General features: G+C 63.0%; 12 protein-coding genes. 10 read left to right on the top strand and 2 right to left on the bottom strand.

Annotated elements, in window-relative coordinates:
• The first annotated feature begins 1 nt into the window (after position 1).
• The gene (locus FHS84_RS18435; RefSeq protein WP_166936998.1) at positions 2-1,108 is read left to right on the top strand and encodes a protein-glutamate methylesterase/protein-glutamine glutaminase; all 1,107 of its coding nucleotides are present in this window, start codon (positions 2-4) and stop codon (positions 1,106-1,108) included.
• A 4-nt stretch (positions 1,109-1,112) separates the two neighbouring features.
• On the opposite strand, the gene FHS84_RS18430 is transcribed toward FHS84_RS18435, so the two are convergent.
• Positions 1,113-2,753, bottom strand: coding sequence for a hypothetical protein (locus FHS84_RS18430; RefSeq protein WP_166936997.1), 1,641 nt, complete (start codon positions 2,751-2,753; stop codon positions 1,113-1,115).
• Between the two features lie 340 nt (positions 2,754-3,093).
• Here FHS84_RS18430 and FHS84_RS18425 point away from each other — a divergent pair, with 340 nt between their 5' ends.
• From FHS84_RS18425 to FHS84_RS18385, 9 genes are all read left to right on the top strand, one after another.
• The gene (locus FHS84_RS18425; protein WP_166936996.1) at positions 3,094-4,128 is read left to right on the top strand and encodes a peptidoglycan-binding protein; all 1,035 of its coding nucleotides are present in this window, start codon (positions 3,094-3,096) and stop codon (positions 4,126-4,128) included.
• 21 nt (positions 4,129-4,149) lie between these two features.
• Positions 4,150-5,112, top strand: a complete 963-nt coding sequence (locus FHS84_RS18420; protein ID WP_166936995.1) for a hypothetical protein — start codon at positions 4,150-4,152, stop codon at positions 5,110-5,112.
• A 2-nt stretch (positions 5,113-5,114) separates the two neighbouring features.
• The gene (locus tag FHS84_RS18415) at positions 5,115-7,034 is read left to right on the top strand and encodes a patatin-like phospholipase family protein (protein ID WP_166936994.1); all 1,920 of its coding nucleotides are present in this window, start codon (positions 5,115-5,117) and stop codon (positions 7,032-7,034) included.
• 128 nt (positions 7,035-7,162) lie between these two features.
• Entirely contained in the window at positions 7,163-8,188 is a 1,026-nt protein-coding gene (locus FHS84_RS18410; RefSeq protein ID WP_166936993.1) for an LOG family protein, read from the top strand.
• 20 nt (positions 8,189-8,208) lie between these two features.
• On the top strand, positions 8,209-9,594 hold the full coding sequence (locus tag FHS84_RS18405) for an MBL fold metallo-hydrolase (protein WP_166936992.1): 1,386 nt from the start codon (positions 8,209-8,211) through the stop codon (positions 9,592-9,594).
• Between the two features lie 34 nt (positions 9,595-9,628).
• Entirely contained in the window at positions 9,629-10,945 is a 1,317-nt protein-coding gene (locus tag FHS84_RS18400) for an aminotransferase class III-fold pyridoxal phosphate-dependent enzyme (RefSeq protein WP_166936991.1), read from the top strand.
• A gap of 343 nt (positions 10,946-11,288) precedes the next feature.
• Complete coding sequence (locus FHS84_RS18395; protein WP_166936990.1) at positions 11,289-11,906, top strand: OmpW/AlkL family protein; 618 nt, start codon at positions 11,289-11,291, stop codon at positions 11,904-11,906.
• Positions 11,907-12,026: 120 nt separating this feature from the next.
• Positions 12,027-13,301: an O-acetylhomoserine aminocarboxypropyltransferase gene (locus tag FHS84_RS18390; RefSeq protein WP_344469930.1), complete on the top strand. Its 1,275-nt coding sequence runs from the start codon at positions 12,027-12,029 to the stop codon at positions 13,299-13,301.
• A 166-nt stretch (positions 13,302-13,467) separates the two neighbouring features.
• On the top strand, positions 13,468-14,358 hold the full coding sequence (locus FHS84_RS18385) for a polysaccharide pyruvyl transferase family protein (RefSeq protein ID WP_166936988.1): 891 nt from the start codon (positions 13,468-13,470) through the stop codon (positions 14,356-14,358).
• 42 nt (positions 14,359-14,400) lie between these two features.
• Here the strand turns inward: FHS84_RS18385 and FHS84_RS18380 are convergent, their stop codons facing one another.
• The gene (locus tag FHS84_RS18380) at positions 14,401-15,342 is read right to left on the bottom strand and encodes a polysaccharide pyruvyl transferase family protein (RefSeq protein WP_166936987.1); all 942 of its coding nucleotides are present in this window, start codon (positions 15,340-15,342) and stop codon (positions 14,401-14,403) included.
• Positions 15,343-15,543: the final 201 nt, after the last annotated feature.

Below are 15,543 nucleotides of genomic sequence, written 5' to 3'. Positions count from 1 at the left end.
CATGACGTCAGGCAAGATCAAAGTTCTCATCGTCGACGATTCCGCCACGGTGCGGCAGACCCTGACCTCCGTTCTGGAAAGCGATCCGAACATCAAGGTCATTGCCGTCGCCTCCGATCCTTTCGTCGCCGCGCGCAAGATTTCCGAGCAGGTGCCGGACGTCATCATGCTCGACGTCGAGATGCCGCGGATGGATGGCATCACCTTCCTCAGGAAGCTGATGGCACAGCATCCGATTCCGGTCGTGATGTGCTCGTCGCTGGTGGAATCCGGTTCCCAGACCCTGTTGCAGGCGCTCGAGGCCGGTGCGGTCGACATCATCCTGAAGCCGAATGTCGGCGTCGCCGAACATCTGGCCGAAGCCAAGATTCACATTTGCGACTCCGTGAAGGCCGCCGCCAAGGCCCGGCTCGGCGCGTTGCGCAGCCGCCAGAAAACCAGCTCGCACGAGCCCGAAAAGAAGCTCTCCGCCGACGTCATGCTGCCGCCGCCCCGCAGTCACGCCATGGCGAAGACCACCGAGAGCGTGATCTGCATCGGCGCCTCGACCGGCGGTACGGAATCGCTGCGGGTGGTGCTGGAAATGCTCCCGGCCGCGACTCCCGGCATCGTCATCGTCCAGCATATGCCGGAGAAGTTCACCACCTCGTTTGCCAAGCGCTTGAACGATCTCTGCGAGATGGAAGTGAAAGAGGCGGAGAACGGCGATGCGGTCCTGCGCGGCCGCGTCCTGATCGCGCCGGGCAATTTCCATACGCTGCTGGTCCGCAGCGGCGCGCGCTATCATGTCGAAGTGCGCGAGGGGCCGCTGGTATCGCGCCATCGCCCGTCGGTCGATGTCCTGTTCCGTTCGGCGGCGAATGCGGCCGGCGCCAACGCGGTCGGCGTCATCATGACCGGCATGGGCGACGATGGGGCCCGCGGGCTTGGCGAGATGAAACAGGCCGGTGCCTTCACCATCGCCCAGGACGAGGCGACCTCCATCGTGTTCGGCATGCCCAAGGAAGCTATCGCCCGCGGTTGCGTCGATCGCGTCGTTGCGCTGCCGGATATTGCGCGGGAAATCCTGCGCGCCGTGCCGGCGGAGCCGCAATCGGTCAGGGCCTGATCGCCTAAAACAGGATGCTGTCGATGCCCTCGGCGGCATGGACCGCCTCGGCGCAGGGGATATTGCGCGCGGCGAGGAAGGCATGATGCAGATCGCGTTCCCGCGCCATCGTATAGGTGCGGGAAAATCCGGTTAGCGTGCGTACCAGCGCCTCGGGATGCGTTTCGGCGCAATCGTAGGCACCTTCGGCGAGGTCGGCGGCTTCGAGCGCCGCCAATGCCAGCATCTCTCCGATTTCGTGGCTCAGGCACAGGCGCGAGGCGTTCACTTTCAGCGCGCCCACGACTGCTTCGCCTTCCGCTGCGACTTCTCCGAGATCGGCTTCGGTAATGTCTCTGGCTCGATGAACCCGTGCGGCGGCGTGTGCGAGCGCCGCGGCGGCCGCAGTCGCTTTGCAGTCGATGACCCGGTCTCCGTCTGTCGCAGCCGCAATGGTACCGGTCAGTTCCATCAACTGATCGAGTGCCGCCAGGCCGACTTGCATCGTGTCCTCCAGAACACGGCAGTTCGCGTCGGGTGTTCCGGAGTTCAAGGATTGGCGCAGTTTCTCGATGGCACCGGCATGTCCGCCCAGATTATGAGCGGTCGCGATCATCGCGCGCTCCGTCGCCAAAGCGTTCTTGTCCGCTGCTTCGATGGGGGCGACGAGGCCGAGCGCCGCGTCGAGCCGCCGGGCCATCGCGTGCAGAAAGCCGGCCTTGTCGCCGTTGCGGCGGTCGAACGCGACTTCGTGCAGTTTCAAGAGCTGCGCGGTATGGTCGGCCATCTCGGCCATATGGTCTTCGATTTGATTGCTCTGGCGGGCGAAATCCTCGTCGATCTCGGCCAGATGCCGTGCGATCAGGGCGTAGCAGGTAGCTTCGAACCGGCGTCGGAGGTTTTCCGGCTGCTCGGCCGCATCGGCCTTCATCTGGGCGACGCAGGTCAGGACATGCTCGATGCGCTGGCGGGTGATGTCGCCGATTTGCAGCGATATCAGCAGATGATCGAGCTGGCGGTGAATGCCCCCGGCGACGGCGGAGACCTGCTCGGCGGTTGCGACCACGGCCTTGTAGCGTTCGCTGAGCTGCCGTCTGGCCGCCGTCAATTCGTCGGGAACCGCCGGAATGACCGCCGCGATCTTGCGATTGCGGAGTTTTCCTTGCACGACCGCCAAGCCCAGTTCCCGCTTCAAGAGGCCGAGTTCGGCTTCGAACGCCTGTAGTTCGGTGCTGCTTTGCGCGGCCTGCGCATAGAACTGTGCGACCAGTTCTCCGGTCGCCGTTTTGCCGCTGGTGCGGCCATGGACGAAGTCGTCCATGAAGGCGAGCGAGGTCCGCATGGTCTCGATATGGCGCGCCAGCTTTTCGATGGACCGGTTGAGCCGGTCGATGGTGGCGACTTGTTTGGCCTGGCTGGCGGGCAGGCTGCAAAGTTTGGCGGCGGCGAGCGTCAACTCGGCGTGGGTGGTCGCCATCGCTTCGGCGTCGAAGGTCGCCGCGAGCCGGTCGAGTGACGTCGTGAGATTTTGGATGCCGTCGAGCGATTGCGGAAGGCATTCGCAGGCCGCCAGGAAGCGCCCGTCGATGATCGAGCGCACGCGCTCCAGCTTTCCAGTGATGTCGCCGTGCGCGCGATCGGCGGGTTTACGGATTGCCTGCTGCATCTCTTGATCCGTTTTCGCCAACGGTACGGCGGCACGACCCAAGCGAAAGTAAATATGCAGCGATAACAAATGGTCCGTGTGGATATTGGCAAACGCCGGCTAATCCATCGCTACCCTCGGTTTCCCGATCACCTCCGAGCGCAACCTGCCGGCACGTGCTTACCCGCATACAGTGTGCCAGATGCTTCAACTGGAGGTTAATTTGTGCTATGACGCAGTGGCGCGTGCGTCGAACGCGCCGAAATCGTCTGGGTCTGAGTGACGCAACGCCGAGCGCGCGCGCTTGGTGAACGGGATTTCGTGCGCGCTCTACAACCCGGCAGTGTTGCGGGGTTGAGCCGTGGAAGCGCTCTATCAAAAATCCGGATTGGTATTGCAGACGGACGGCCTCGGCGATCCGGCCGCGGTCAAGGCGTTGCAGCACGATTTACGCAAGCTCGGTTATCTGCGCGCGGGTATCGACGGAGTTTACGGCTCGGGCACCGCCGCGGCGGTCAAAGCGTTGCAATACGACTTGTTGAACAATGACGGCGGCGGCACCGACGGGCGTTCTCCGATCGGGCTCTCCGCCTGCAACCAGAAAACCGGCGGCGGTACGGCGGTAACCAAGATCGACGGCATGCTCGATCAGGATTTGGCGCAGATCGTGGTGCAGCTCGTCGGCGAGCCGAAGATCGGCCTGATGCCGCGTGCGCCGGATGTCAAAGCCGCCAATGCTTCGGCCATGGCCGCGCTCGCGGCGATGTCGAACACGACCGCACCGCCGCCTTTCATCGCCGCGATGGTGGTGCAGGAGTCGAACGGCTGCCATTACCACGTTCCCGCGCCCGGCGATGAGGACACCTACGTGACGGTGGGGCTCGACCGCAACGACAAGGACCATCCCGAACGGATCACCTCGCGCGGTTACGGTCTCGGCCAGTTCACCTTCTTCCATCATCCGCTCAGCGTCGCGGAGGTGGAAAGCCACGTCGCCGATCCGGCCGGCAATGTCGCCAATGCGTTTGCCGAGCTTCGCGACAAGTTCGATCATTTCGTCGCCGGCAAGAGCGGTGCCGACGACCGGGCCGTCGAGCATCCGGCGCTGCCGCTTCGCTTGTGCCGCTATCCCAAATCGGATCCGCGCTACATGCGCGATTGCAAGGCTTGCGCTCTGGCGGCGCGGCGGCGCGACATTACCCGCGGCACGCCGGTCTATATCGGATCGTCGGCCAGTTATCAGCCGACCCAGTATTATCCGTCGGCGGACTATCCCGGCGTTCCCGTCCGGGCCGATTTTCCGTGCGACTGGCCCTATGCGGCCCGCCGCTACAACGGGGCCGGCGTCAACTCCTACCATTACCAGGCCCGGATCCTGCGCAATCTGCTGCGCTGACCGGGCGAAGAGGGGGACATCATGAGCTTTGGACCGATTGTCGACGTTGCCATCGGATTGATCCTCGTCTTCCTGCTGATGGGACTGATCGTCTCGGCGTTCCAGGAAATGCTGGCGACATGGATGAAGAAGCGCGGCACGCTGCTGCGCCAATCGATCGCGGAAATGCTGACCGGCAATGACGGCAATGACGACCTGTTCCGCAGGGTCTACGGCCACGGCTTGATCCTCGGTGCCGCGGCCAACGATATCCCGTCGTATGTGCCGTCGCGCAATTTCACCCTGGCGCTGATCGATACCATCACCGAGGGCAGCAATGCGCCGGTGTTCGGCGAGATCGAGCGCCGGATCGCGGGTCTTCCCGACGGTTATGTCAAGCAGACGCTGCGGGTGTTCGTGCAGCATGCCGCCGGCGACCTCGATGTGCTCAAGGCCGATCTGGCGCAATGGTACGACGATGCGATGGACCGGCTGAGCGGCAAGTACAAGCGCTACAGCCAGGTCGTCGCCATCGTCTCGGGGCTGGTGATCGCGGTAGCGCTCAATGTCGACACCATCCGGATCGCCGATGCGTTGTGGCGGAGCGAGTCCTTGCGCCAGCAAACCGTCACCGCGGCCGAGGCATTCCAGATGCCGGACACGCCGGTCGGCGACAAGGCCGAACAGGCGATGAAGGATAATGTCGATAACCTGTTCAAGCTCGACCTGCCGATCGGCTGGCTGACGCCGTACACGTTCCAGAAAACGCATACGGCCGTGAAGAATCCGGACAGCACTGCTGTTGAACAGGCCTCCACCGGCGTCTTCAACTATTTCAGGGGCGCAGGCTGGGGCGGGGTGCTGCTGGCGATTGTCGGCTGGCTGATTACCGGGCTGGCGACCTCGCTCGGTGCGCCGTTCTGGTTCGATACGCTGCAGCGCTTCCTGCAATTCCGCGGCACCGGGAAGAAGCCGGTCAAAGCTGCCGAGGAAGGAGCGAACTGACCATGAAGAAGCCCGATCCGCTGACCGTGAAGCAGTTGCGCCGCTGGTTTCCGCTGCGCCGCCGCGCGCTGAAGCAGGAAAACACCTACGAGTTCGCGCTCACGTTGGGCGGCACCGTTTCGGCCGGCGCTTATACCGCGGGCGTGCTCGACTTCCTGTTCGAGGCGCTCGATCTGTGGCAACGCGCCAAGGAAGACAACAATCCCGCCGCTCCGCGACACAACGCGGTTCTTTCGGCCATAGCCGGAGCCTCCGGCGGCGCGATTAACGGCGCCATCGCTTTGCGCACGGCGGGCTGGGTGTTTCCGCACGGGCCGGTGAAGGGCAATCCGTTCTACGATCTCTGGGTCGATGGTGTCGGCATTTCGAGCTTGCTGTCGATCGCCGACGGCAGCGACACCGGGCTGGGTTCGGTCTTCTATACCAAGGCCTTCGATACCCTGGCGGACGATCTCATTCAGCGAACCGGCGCGCCGCTCGGCAGCGACAAGACTTCGCCGAAACAGCGGTCCTATCTCGCCGATCCGTTGCGCCTGATCGCGACGGTCGGCAACGTCACCGGCATTCCCTATGAGATCCGGTTTCGCGGCGAAACCAAACTCGGTCACGAACTGGTGGCCCATGCCGATGTGGTGCGGTTCACGCTCACCATACCGGGCGGTGTTCCCAATATTCCGCGCGCGCGCCCGGACGAACGGGCGTTGTCGTTCTCGGATAAGGACTGCTGGCGCTATGTAAAGGACGCCGCGCTCGCCACCAGTGCGTTCCCGATTGCGTTCCCGCCGCGGCGGGTGGACCAGACCTTCTATAGCTATGCTTATCGCGTCGTAGCCATTCCCGGAAATGATACCGATCCGCCGGAGCGGGCGCAGCTTTTGCCGTGCTGGGAGCTGATGGATGCCGATCCCGGTGCGCCTCCCGATGGGTATCGCACGGTGAATGTCGACGGCGGCACGTTCAACAACGAGCCGCTCGATCACGCCCGGATCGCGCTGGCGGGGTTGGGGTGGCACAACGCCCGCAACGGCGGCCAGGCGGATCGCGGTGTGGTGCTGGTCGATCCGTTCACCGATCTCGAGACACGCGGCCTGTTCGAGTTGCCGGGTCTGCTCAAGATGTTCGGCCCCATGCTGTCGGCATTGATCAATCAGGGTCGCTACAAGCCCGAGGATATTGCGCTTGCCAAGAAATACGATTCCTACAGCCGCTTCCTGGTGGCACCGGAAGGTCCTGTTCCGGGCAAGCTGGATGCGAAAGGCAAGGCCGCGCTGGCGACGGGCGGCATGGGCGGTTTCCTCGGTTTCTTCAATCGCGCGTTTCTCGATCACGATTTCCGTCTCGGCCGCTACAACGCCTATTTCTTCTTGAAGGACGAATTCGTGCTGCCCGAGACCAATCCGATTTTCGAGAAAACCTGGGAGCCGGATCACAAGACCAAATACGGCCATGTCGAGGACATGCCGACAGTGGCGGAAATTCCGGCCTCCGAACCCGACGATGACCTCGATGCGGAGGATGCCGACGAATGTCCCGACCTCGCGCCGGCGCCTGAAGACGCGCCAATCCCCGCCGCAAATGGGCCCATCCGCTACCTGCCGATCATCCCGATGATGGCGCCCTTGGGCGATAAGCCGCCCGAACTGGCGAAGTGGCCGAAACTGAACGCGATGCCGGATCTCAAGGCGGCCGTGACGTCGCGCCTCGATATCCTGTACCAGCAGTTGAAGCGCGAGGGTCAGAAAGAGGAGAAGGACAAAGACGGCAAAGTGACGAAGGAGAGTTGGTGGCCGGGCGGCGCAATAGGGTTTGCGATCGGCGTTGCTTGGCGAACATGGGCTCGATCTTGGGCTTGCAACAAGTTCATCAAGGCGGTTCGCAAAGGGTTGGTCGATCAAGGCCTCCTGGACCAGAACGCGCCTTAGGAATTACTGCCTTACTGACCGGTCCTGCTTGCGGCGCACGGCGGCTGTGCTTGCGGATGCGCTTTACGGGCTTGTTTTCGCGGGGATAAGTTCCCATATCCCCGGTAGACCTTTATACAATAGCTCTCATGATCAAACCGCTTCGCGGCAAAGCCGCTCCCAAGAAGTCTTCCAAGAAATCCATCAAGAAAGCCGGCAAGCCCCAGCCGGGCGTGCGCGCCGACAAGAAGGGCATTCCGCCGGTCGCACAGGTGAAGCGGCGCGAGCCGTTGCCCGAGGAAATTCCGAAGCACCCGGAGGAGGACCCCGAGGCCCCGGCCCGGATCAAGGCGATCCTCGACAATCCGTCGTCCCGGCGATCCGACTCGGATATCGACTTCCTGGCATCGCGCCCCGTCCGCAATCTGCGCATCGGGCTCGATTATCTGAAGCCCGAACTTTATCTGCAGAACAACGCCATCACCTCGACCATCGTGGTGTTCGGCTCGACGCGCATTTGCGAGCCGGCGGCCGCCCGGCGCACCATGACCACGCTGAAGGCGGCGCTGGCCGACGATCCCGGCGACAAGGATCTGGCCCGGCGCCTCGCGGTGGCCCAGCGCATCCTCGACAAGAGCCGCTATTACGACGTGGCGCGCGCCTTCGGCCGTCTGGTCAGCGAGGAAGCGAAGAAGCCCGGCAAACCGAAATGCACCGTCATCACCGGCGGCGGACCGGGTATCATGGAGGCGGCCAATCGCGGCGCCTACGATGTCGGGGCCAAAACTGTCGGCCTCAATATTTCGCTGCCGCACGAGCAGTTTCCGAACCCGTACATCACGCCGGGCCTGTGCTTCAATTTCCATTACTTCGCGATGCGCAAGATGCACTTCTTGCAGCGGGCCAAGGCGCTGGTGGCGTTCCCCGGCGGCTTCGGCACCTTCGACGAGCTGTTCGAGGCGCTGACCCTGGTGCAGACGCGCAAGGTGAAACCCATTCCGGTGGTGCTGGTCGGCGAGTCCTACTGGAAGAACGCCGTCGACATGGACTTTCTGGTCAAGGAAGGCGTGATCGCGCCGGAAGACCTCGAACTCTTCTGGTACGCCGAAACCGCGCGCGAAATCTGGGACGGCATCCTGCACTGGTATGACAAGAGCGGCACGCCGCTGGTCTGAACTCGCATAATGAGGAAACCATGAAACTCTCGTTCAACGGCGCCGATCGCGGCGTCACCGGTTCCTGCCATATGGTCGAGGCGGGGGGCTTGCGCATTCTCATCGATTGCGGGCTCTATCAGGGCGGCCGGGAACTCGACGAGGAAAACGAGGAGCCGTTCGGTTTCGATCCGCGCGACATCGATGTGGTTTTGCTCACCCACGCCCATCTCGATCACTGCGGACGGCTGCCGCTTCTGGCCAAGCGCGGCTTTAAGGGCGAGATCATTTCGACCTCGGCGTCCGCCGAACTGGCGCGCCTCGTCATGGTCGACGCCGCCAACCTCCAGGCCGAAGACGCGCGCTTCCACGCCAAGAAGATGCGCAATCATTTCCGCCGTGCCGACGTCAAGCCGCCGCTCTATTCGCTGATCGATGCCCTGAATGCGGCGTCGCATTTCGGCCGTGTCGCCCATTACGGCAGGCGCATCGAACTTTCCGACACCTTGACGGCGACCTTCGTCGATGCGGGCCATATTCTCGGCTCCGCCAGCGTGCTGCTGGAAGAGAAGAACGGCGCCACCAAGCGCATTCTGTTCTCGGGCGACCTCGGCAATCCGCACGGCATCCTGCTGGCCGAGCCGCCGCCGCCGCCGGAGGTCGACAATGTGGTGATGGAAACCACCTACGGCGACCGCAATCACAAGGACGTCGATCCGTCGGTCGGAGAATTCTACACGGCGGTAACCGAAGCGTTCCAGCGCGGCGGCAACGTGGTGATCCCGACCTTCGCCATCGAGCGTGCGCAGGAACTGCTGTTCGTCATCTGCAAGGGCATGGTCGAAAACCATCTGCCGCCGCAGACGCAGGTATTCCTGGATTCGCCGATGGCCATTTCGGTCACCGAAATCATGGCGCGCAATCTCGATGCGCTGAAGCCGGAAATCGCCGACGCCATCCGTCGCGGTTACGATCCCTTCGATTTCCAGGGCGTGAACATGGTGCGCGAGCACAAGCAGTCGCAGCTCGTCAACGAGATCAAGCGCGGCGCCATCATCATGGCGGGTTCGGGCATGTGCACCGGCGGACGCATCCGCCATCACCTGTTGCAGAACCTGCCGCGCGAGGAATCGAGCGTCGTGTTCGTCGGCTTCGCCGCCGGCGGCACGCTGGCCCGCCGCATCATCGATGGCGCCGATGTCGTCACGATTTTCGGCGAACGCGTGCCGGTGAAGGCGAAGGTCCACACCATCAACGGTTTCTCGGCGCACGCCGGGCGCGATCAGCTGTTGGAGTGGCACGCCGCCACCAAGGCCGCCCGTACCATCCTGGTGCACGGCGAAGAATCTTCGATGGCGAGCTTCGGCGATGCGCTGAAAGGCACCAGCGTGGACATGCCGCGTTTGCATGACACAATCGAGTTGTAATAACCCGCCGCCGTCCGACCTGACGAGAATTTCGATGACCTATCCTAAGCCGCAAAGCGCCCAGATGCTCGCCGAACTGGCGGAGTACGTGATCGCCGAGCCGTTCCCGTTTGCGGCCGATCTCGAGAAATGCCGCGGCATCAAGCTCGTTACGGTCGACGGCGACGAAATCACCGATTGGGGCGGCATCTACGGCTCCAAGCTGATCGGCTACAATCATCCGCGGATGATGACCGATGCCTACGCACGCGAAGTACTGATCGCGGCCAACACCAAGATCGCCAATCCCGATATCCTGACGCGCCAGTGCCTCGATTATTACCGGCTGCTGCATCAGCTCCGGCCGAAATGCATGCGGCGGGACAAGGTCGAGGTCTACGCCGTGAACTCGGGCGCCGAAGCGGTCGAGAACATGATGAAGTACTTCATCAACCTGTTCCACCACCGCCAGAAGGCCGCCGGCCGCCAGCCGGGGACGCCGCGCTTCATCTATTTCGATCAGGCGTTCCACGGCCGGACGGTCTATGCGCTCAACGTCACCACGCTGAAGAACGATCCCATCGCCACGCGCGATTTTCAGGGCATCATCGCGGGCAACCTGCAGGTCCAGTTCCCGGCGCTGCACACCCGCCTGACGCCGGAAGAGAACGACGAGAAAGTCACTTCTTCGCTGGAAACGCTGGAAGCGCTGTTGTCGACCTATCGCGACGAGATCGCGGGCGTGATCCTCGAGCCGCTGCAAGGGGCGGGCGGTCATCGCCTGGCGCCGGCGCGTTTCTATACCGGCCTTTCCGAGCTGTGCCACAAATACGATGTGCCGTGGGGCCTCGATGAAGTGCAGACCGCGGGCGGCCAGACCGGCGAGATTTTCTGCATCGACAATTTCGATATCGCCTATCCGCCGCAAGCCGTCGCCAGCGCGAAGAAGTTCGGCAACGGCGTCGTCTATATGCGCCAGTCGATGGAAGACGTCGGCGTACTCGATTCCACCTGGGGCGGCTCGCTCACCGACATGGTGCGCTTCATCCACGAATGGCAGATCGTCGTCGACGAAAAGCTGATCGAGCAGGTGCCTGCGAAAACCGAACGGCTCCTCGCCGGGCTGCATATGCTGGAAGAGCGCTTCCCGACCAAGATGTGCAACGTGCGCGGCCTCGGGCTGTACCAGGGCTTCAACGTGCTGGGGCAGGGCAACAAGGGCCGTCTGATCGAGATGGCTCTCGAGGAGGAGAACTATCTCCTGCTCGGCGCCGGCACCTACAGCGTCCGCTTGCGCCCGCCGCTGGACGTGACCGATGCCGACATCGACGCCCTGATCGCGACCCTGGTCCGCATGTTCGAGCGGCTGTAGGGCGGGACGCGTTTAGCCTCCATCTTTCCTCCCCCGCGGAGCAACCATCTCTCGAGCCGCTCGGTCATCCGAATAGCGGGGAAGGTGCGGATCGCGCGCTAGCGTGAGACGCGGAGGGGGACCGAAAGCCGTCTCAGCCGCCTTCCCGCGGCAGACCGGCGCAGTGAGCGTCTCGCTTCTACCGCTTAACGCATTGCTTCTCATCGCAAATTTACGCGAGCCCCGATGCGCGCTCATGCGCTATTTCTGCAACTCTGGCTGTTGTTCTCTAATATCTACTGTTCTTATAGAGATTATCTGCGTAAACTACCTCAATCGATGTTGTTAGAGGGGATATACACAGATGCAAATGTATTATCGTGCTGTTGCCGCCGCCGCGTTCCTGGCTACCGCCGCTGTTTCGGCTGGTGCCGCTCCTTATGAGGCGGGCACGGTTCTTCTGCGCGCCCGCGCGGTCGAGATCGTGCCGGACGTCTCGTCCACGGTCAGCATCGGCGGCAAGGTGTCGATCACCGACACCACCATCCCCGAAGCCGACATCACCTATTTTCTCACCCCGCATTGGTCGCTCGAACTGATCGCCGGTTCCGACAAGCACGCGATCTATTACGGCAACACCAAGCTCGCGAACGTCTGGCTGCTGCCGCCGACGCTGACGGTGCAGTATCACTTCGACCAGATCGGACCGCTCCAGCCTTACGTCGGTGCCGGTCCCAACTACACCGTTTTCTACGACCGCTCGACCGGTCCGCTCGGCAAGCTGCGCACCACCGACAATTGGGGTTTTGCGCTGCAGGCGGGTGTCGACGTTCCGCTCACCGAAGACGGCCGCTTCTTCTTCAACTTCGACGTCAAGCGGCTGTGGCTGTCGACCAGCGCTTCGTTCAGCGCGTCGCCGGTGACCGCCAAGGTGAACATCAACCCCTGGCTGATCGGCTCGGGCGTCGGTATTCGACTCTAAGGATCGGGCGCGGGGGCGACGACAATGGTATGGTTCTTCAACAAACGGAAAAGGGGAACGGACCTGAGACATGGTTCCGCCCCGGCCTCCGAAGCAGTGGCATCAACGGAAAAAGGAGCCTTGAAAGTGGCCGAACCTGGATTTGCAACACGCAGCATTCACGCGGGCGCCAAGCCCGATCCTACCACCCACGCGCGCGTGACGCCGATCTATCAGACGACGTCGTATGTGTTCGACAACACCGATCACGCCGCCAACCTGTTCGGGCTCAAGGAGTTCGGCAACATCTATTCGCGCATCATGAATCCGACCAACGACGTCTTGGAACAGCGCGTGGCGGCGCTCGAAGGCGGTGCGGCGGCGCTGGCGGTCGGATCGGGGCATGCGGCGCAGCATCTGGCGCTCTACACGCTGCTCAATCCGGGCGACGAGGTCGTCGCCGCGCGCCAGCTCTATGGCGGCACGGTCAATCAGTTCAATCACGCCTTCAAGAAATACGGCTGGGGCGTGAAGTGGGCCGACGGCACCAAGCCCGACACCTTCAAGCCGCATATCACGGACAAGACGCGCGCCATCTATGTCGAGAGCATTGCCAATCCCGGCGGCGTCATCACCGATCTCGAGCCGATCGCCAAGATCGCGCACGATGCCGGCGTGCCGCTGATCGTCGACAACACCCTGGCGACGCCGTATCTGATCCGTCCGATCGAGTGGGGCGCCGACATCGTGCTGCATTCGGCCACCAAGTTCCTCGGCGGCCATGGCAACTCGATTGCCGGCGTGATCGTCGACAGCGGCAAGTTCCCGTGGAACAACGGCAAGTTCCCGACGCTGACGGAGCCGAACGGCTCCTATCACGGCCTCAAGATCTGGGACACGTTCGGCGCCATCTCGTTCATTCTGGCGACGCGCGTGCTGGGCTTGCGCGATCTCGGACCGGCGCTGTCGCCGTTCAATGCGTTCCTGGTGTTGACCGGCATCGAAACCCTGCCGTTGCGTATCCAGAAGCACAACGAGAATGCGCTCGCCGTTGCCAAGTGGCTGCAGACTCATCCGCAGGTGGCTTGGGTGAACTATGCCGGCCTCGAAGGCGATCTCGGCTATGCGCTGGCGAAGAAGTACAGCCCGAAAGGCGCCGGCAGCGTTTTCACGTTCGGCGTCAAGGGCGGCTTCGAGGCGGGCAAGAAACTGGTGAACTCGGTCAAGCTGTTCAGCCATCTCGCCAACATCGGCGATACGCGCAGCCTCATCATTCATCCGGCGTCGACCACCCACAGCCAGCTTTCGAAAGTCGAACTGGAACAGGCGGGCGCCTCCGACGATACGGTACGCGTGTCGATCGGCCTCGAAGATGTCGCCGATATCATTGCGGATCTGGAACAAGGCCTGGCGTAACAGACAAGTCCTCTGGGGAAGGGCACGGATGTTTCGGCATCCGTGCTCTTTTTTGTTACAGACGCGCCGCAACGCCCGCCGCAGCCCCCGCGTTGAGAACTGGGTTGGCATGGGGTAAAAATAAGTCTATTTTATAGGTAGACTAAATATAGAAAGTGGGACTCGCGTGAAGCTGTTCTATTGCGACGTGCCGGCGGGCAATTTCGGCGACGATCTCAACACCTATCTGTGGCCGCGGCTTTTGCCGGATGCGTTCGAAGGCGCGGTGCGTTTCACGCCGCTCGAAGCGGCCGCCGTCGATCACGAGGATTCGCGCGATACGCTGTTCGTCGGCATCGGCACCCTGATCCACGACAAGGTTCCCGCCGTCGGCCGCAAGGTCGTGTTCGGCAGCGGCTGCGACGGTTCCCGCCTGCCCGACATCAACGGTCAGTGGGACATCCAATGCGTGCGCGGGCCGCTGACGGCGGACGCGCTCGGGCTCGATTCCACGCTGGCGATCGCCGATCCCGCGATATTGGTGCGGCTCCTGCCGCCCGCGGCGCCCGAGCCCATCCATCGCGTCTCGTTCATGCCGCATTGGTGCCAGGCGCAATCGGGCGCGTGGCAGAAGATCTGCCGCATGGTCGGCATCCATTTCATCGATCCGCGCTGGCCGCCGTTCCAGGTGTTGGAAGCGATCTCGTCCACCGGCACGCTGATTTCGGAGGCGCTGCACGGCGCCATCGTCGCCGACGCGCTCAGGGTGCCGTGGATCGCGGTGTCGTCGAAGCACCACATCCAGGACTTCAAATGGCGCGACTGGTGCGCTTCGATCGGGCAGGCCTACGAGCCCGTTGCCATTCCGGCGATCTGGACGCCCGCGTCGGGCTTGCGCAGCCGCGCCGTGATGGCGGCGAAAATGGCTTATGGTGCGTCGGTGCTGACCCGCCTCGATCACAGCTCCCGGCTATCGAACGATGTCGTCATCGCGCGGCTGACCGACCGTCTCGTCGAGGTGCTTGAGGCGTTCGCAAATCCCCACCGCTTCGCCGTGAACCTCGCGCCGCAGTATTAGCACGCGGAGGCGCGGAGAGCGAAAACCAACGGATTACGCCGCTTACTCCCCGGCCACTGTCCGAGGATCTGCAGTTTCCCTCCGCGCCTCCGCGTCTCCGCGTGACCCCGTATTGAGCCGGAATCCGCGCGGCCTGCAGAACGCATCCAACGTTTCCAGCAGCCGTTCGATGCGGTTTTCGAGCACGCCGTCGCGGCTTAGCATCGGCCGCCCGGATTTGATCAGATAGGCGAGCGTTGCCGCGGCCTGCAATTGCTTGGCGCCGTTGATGAGGCGGCCGATGTGCGGGCGCGGTCGCCAGAAGGTCGGCACCGCGGTGGGCGCGTAGGTCAGGCCGACCGAGCCGCACCAGTCGTGCCATTTGAAATCGAGAATGGTGTGTTTCGACGACACCGGCGTCCACGGCACCCGCAGCGCGTCGGCGACGATGGCGCCGTGCAGCGCTTCGGTAATCAGCGTCTCGGTGGCGGCGATATCGGCCATGACTTCGGCCGGCGAGCGGCGCGGATCGATGTAGTGGATGCCGGCGAGGCGGCAGACCGCCTGCCAGTCGCCCGAGATCGCCATCTCCCAATGCGGAATGAAGGAGACGCGGTGGCGCTTCTCGCTCGCCGGCCGCGGCAGCAGGCGGATCAGCACGGCCGGATCGGTGATGCCTTTGGCCGGATCGAGGCCGAGCTTGGCGGCGGTCAGCGGGCCGCGGACGCAGTGGTAGTGCCAGTTGCCGTCATCGGGCAGGGCGCCGTAGCCGAAGCCGCTGCCGAACACGTGCTTGATTGCCGTCGCCGGCAACTCCCGCCGGATCAGGGTGCCGATCCCGACGAACAGCTCCTCCTGCGGGTCGGCGAGGTCGATCGCATGGTTGTCCTTGGGCCGGTACTCGACCGCGCCGTCGAACGCGTCGGGCAGCAGGCGGGGCCACAAATAGGGGTTGAGATCGTCGCCGAAATTGCCGTCCGGGATGCGGCAGAAGAACAATTTCATGGGTGATTCCGGTGGCCTCGGCATAGGTCCTAGCTGCAGCGACGCAACGGCATTCAAGCGGATTCCCCGGCCGCGGCAGTAATCGTGCAAAGTTATATCTACTGAATGCGAATAAATTGCAGCAATGGATGATTGCAGGTGTGCAACGATTTGCCGATAATCTTGATCTGCGCTAAACAATCGCATTGCTGTTCTGTAATA

The organism is Rhizomicrobium electricum, assembly GCF_011762045.1.
GTDB classification, from domain to species: domain Bacteria; phylum Pseudomonadota; class Alphaproteobacteria; order Micropepsales; family Micropepsaceae; genus Rhizomicrobium; species Rhizomicrobium electricum.
This window is presented reverse-complemented; position numbering and strand designations above follow the sequence as displayed.

Excerpts from the sequence above, each read along its gene's own strand:
- FHS84_RS18405 (WP_166936992.1), top strand. The coding sequence starts at position 8,209 with ATGAAACTCTCGTTCAACGGCGCCGATCGCGGCGTCACCGGTTCCTGC.
- FHS84_RS18435 (WP_166936998.1), top strand. The coding sequence starts at position 2 with ATGACGTCAGGCAAGATCAAAGTTCTCATCGTCGACGATTCCGCCACG.
- FHS84_RS18400 (WP_166936991.1), top strand. The coding sequence starts at position 9,629 with ATGACCTATCCTAAGCCGCAAAGCGCCCAGATGCTCGCCGAACTGGCG.
- FHS84_RS18380 (WP_166936987.1), bottom strand. The coding sequence starts at position 15,342 with ATGAAATTGTTCTTCTGCCGCATCCCGGACGGCAATTTCGGCGACGAT.
- FHS84_RS18410 (WP_166936993.1), top strand. The coding sequence starts at position 7,163 with ATGATCAAACCGCTTCGCGGCAAAGCCGCTCCCAAGAAGTCTTCCAAG.
- FHS84_RS18420 (WP_166936995.1), top strand. The coding sequence starts at position 4,150 with ATGAGCTTTGGACCGATTGTCGACGTTGCCATCGGATTGATCCTCGTC.
- FHS84_RS18395 (WP_166936990.1), top strand. The coding sequence starts at position 11,289 with ATGCAAATGTATTATCGTGCTGTTGCCGCCGCCGCGTTCCTGGCTACC.
- FHS84_RS18415 (WP_166936994.1), top strand. The coding sequence starts at position 5,115 with ATGAAGAAGCCCGATCCGCTGACCGTGAAGCAGTTGCGCCGCTGGTTT.
- FHS84_RS18430 (WP_166936997.1), bottom strand. The coding sequence starts at position 2,753 with ATGCAGCAGGCAATCCGTAAACCCGCCGATCGCGCGCACGGCGACATC.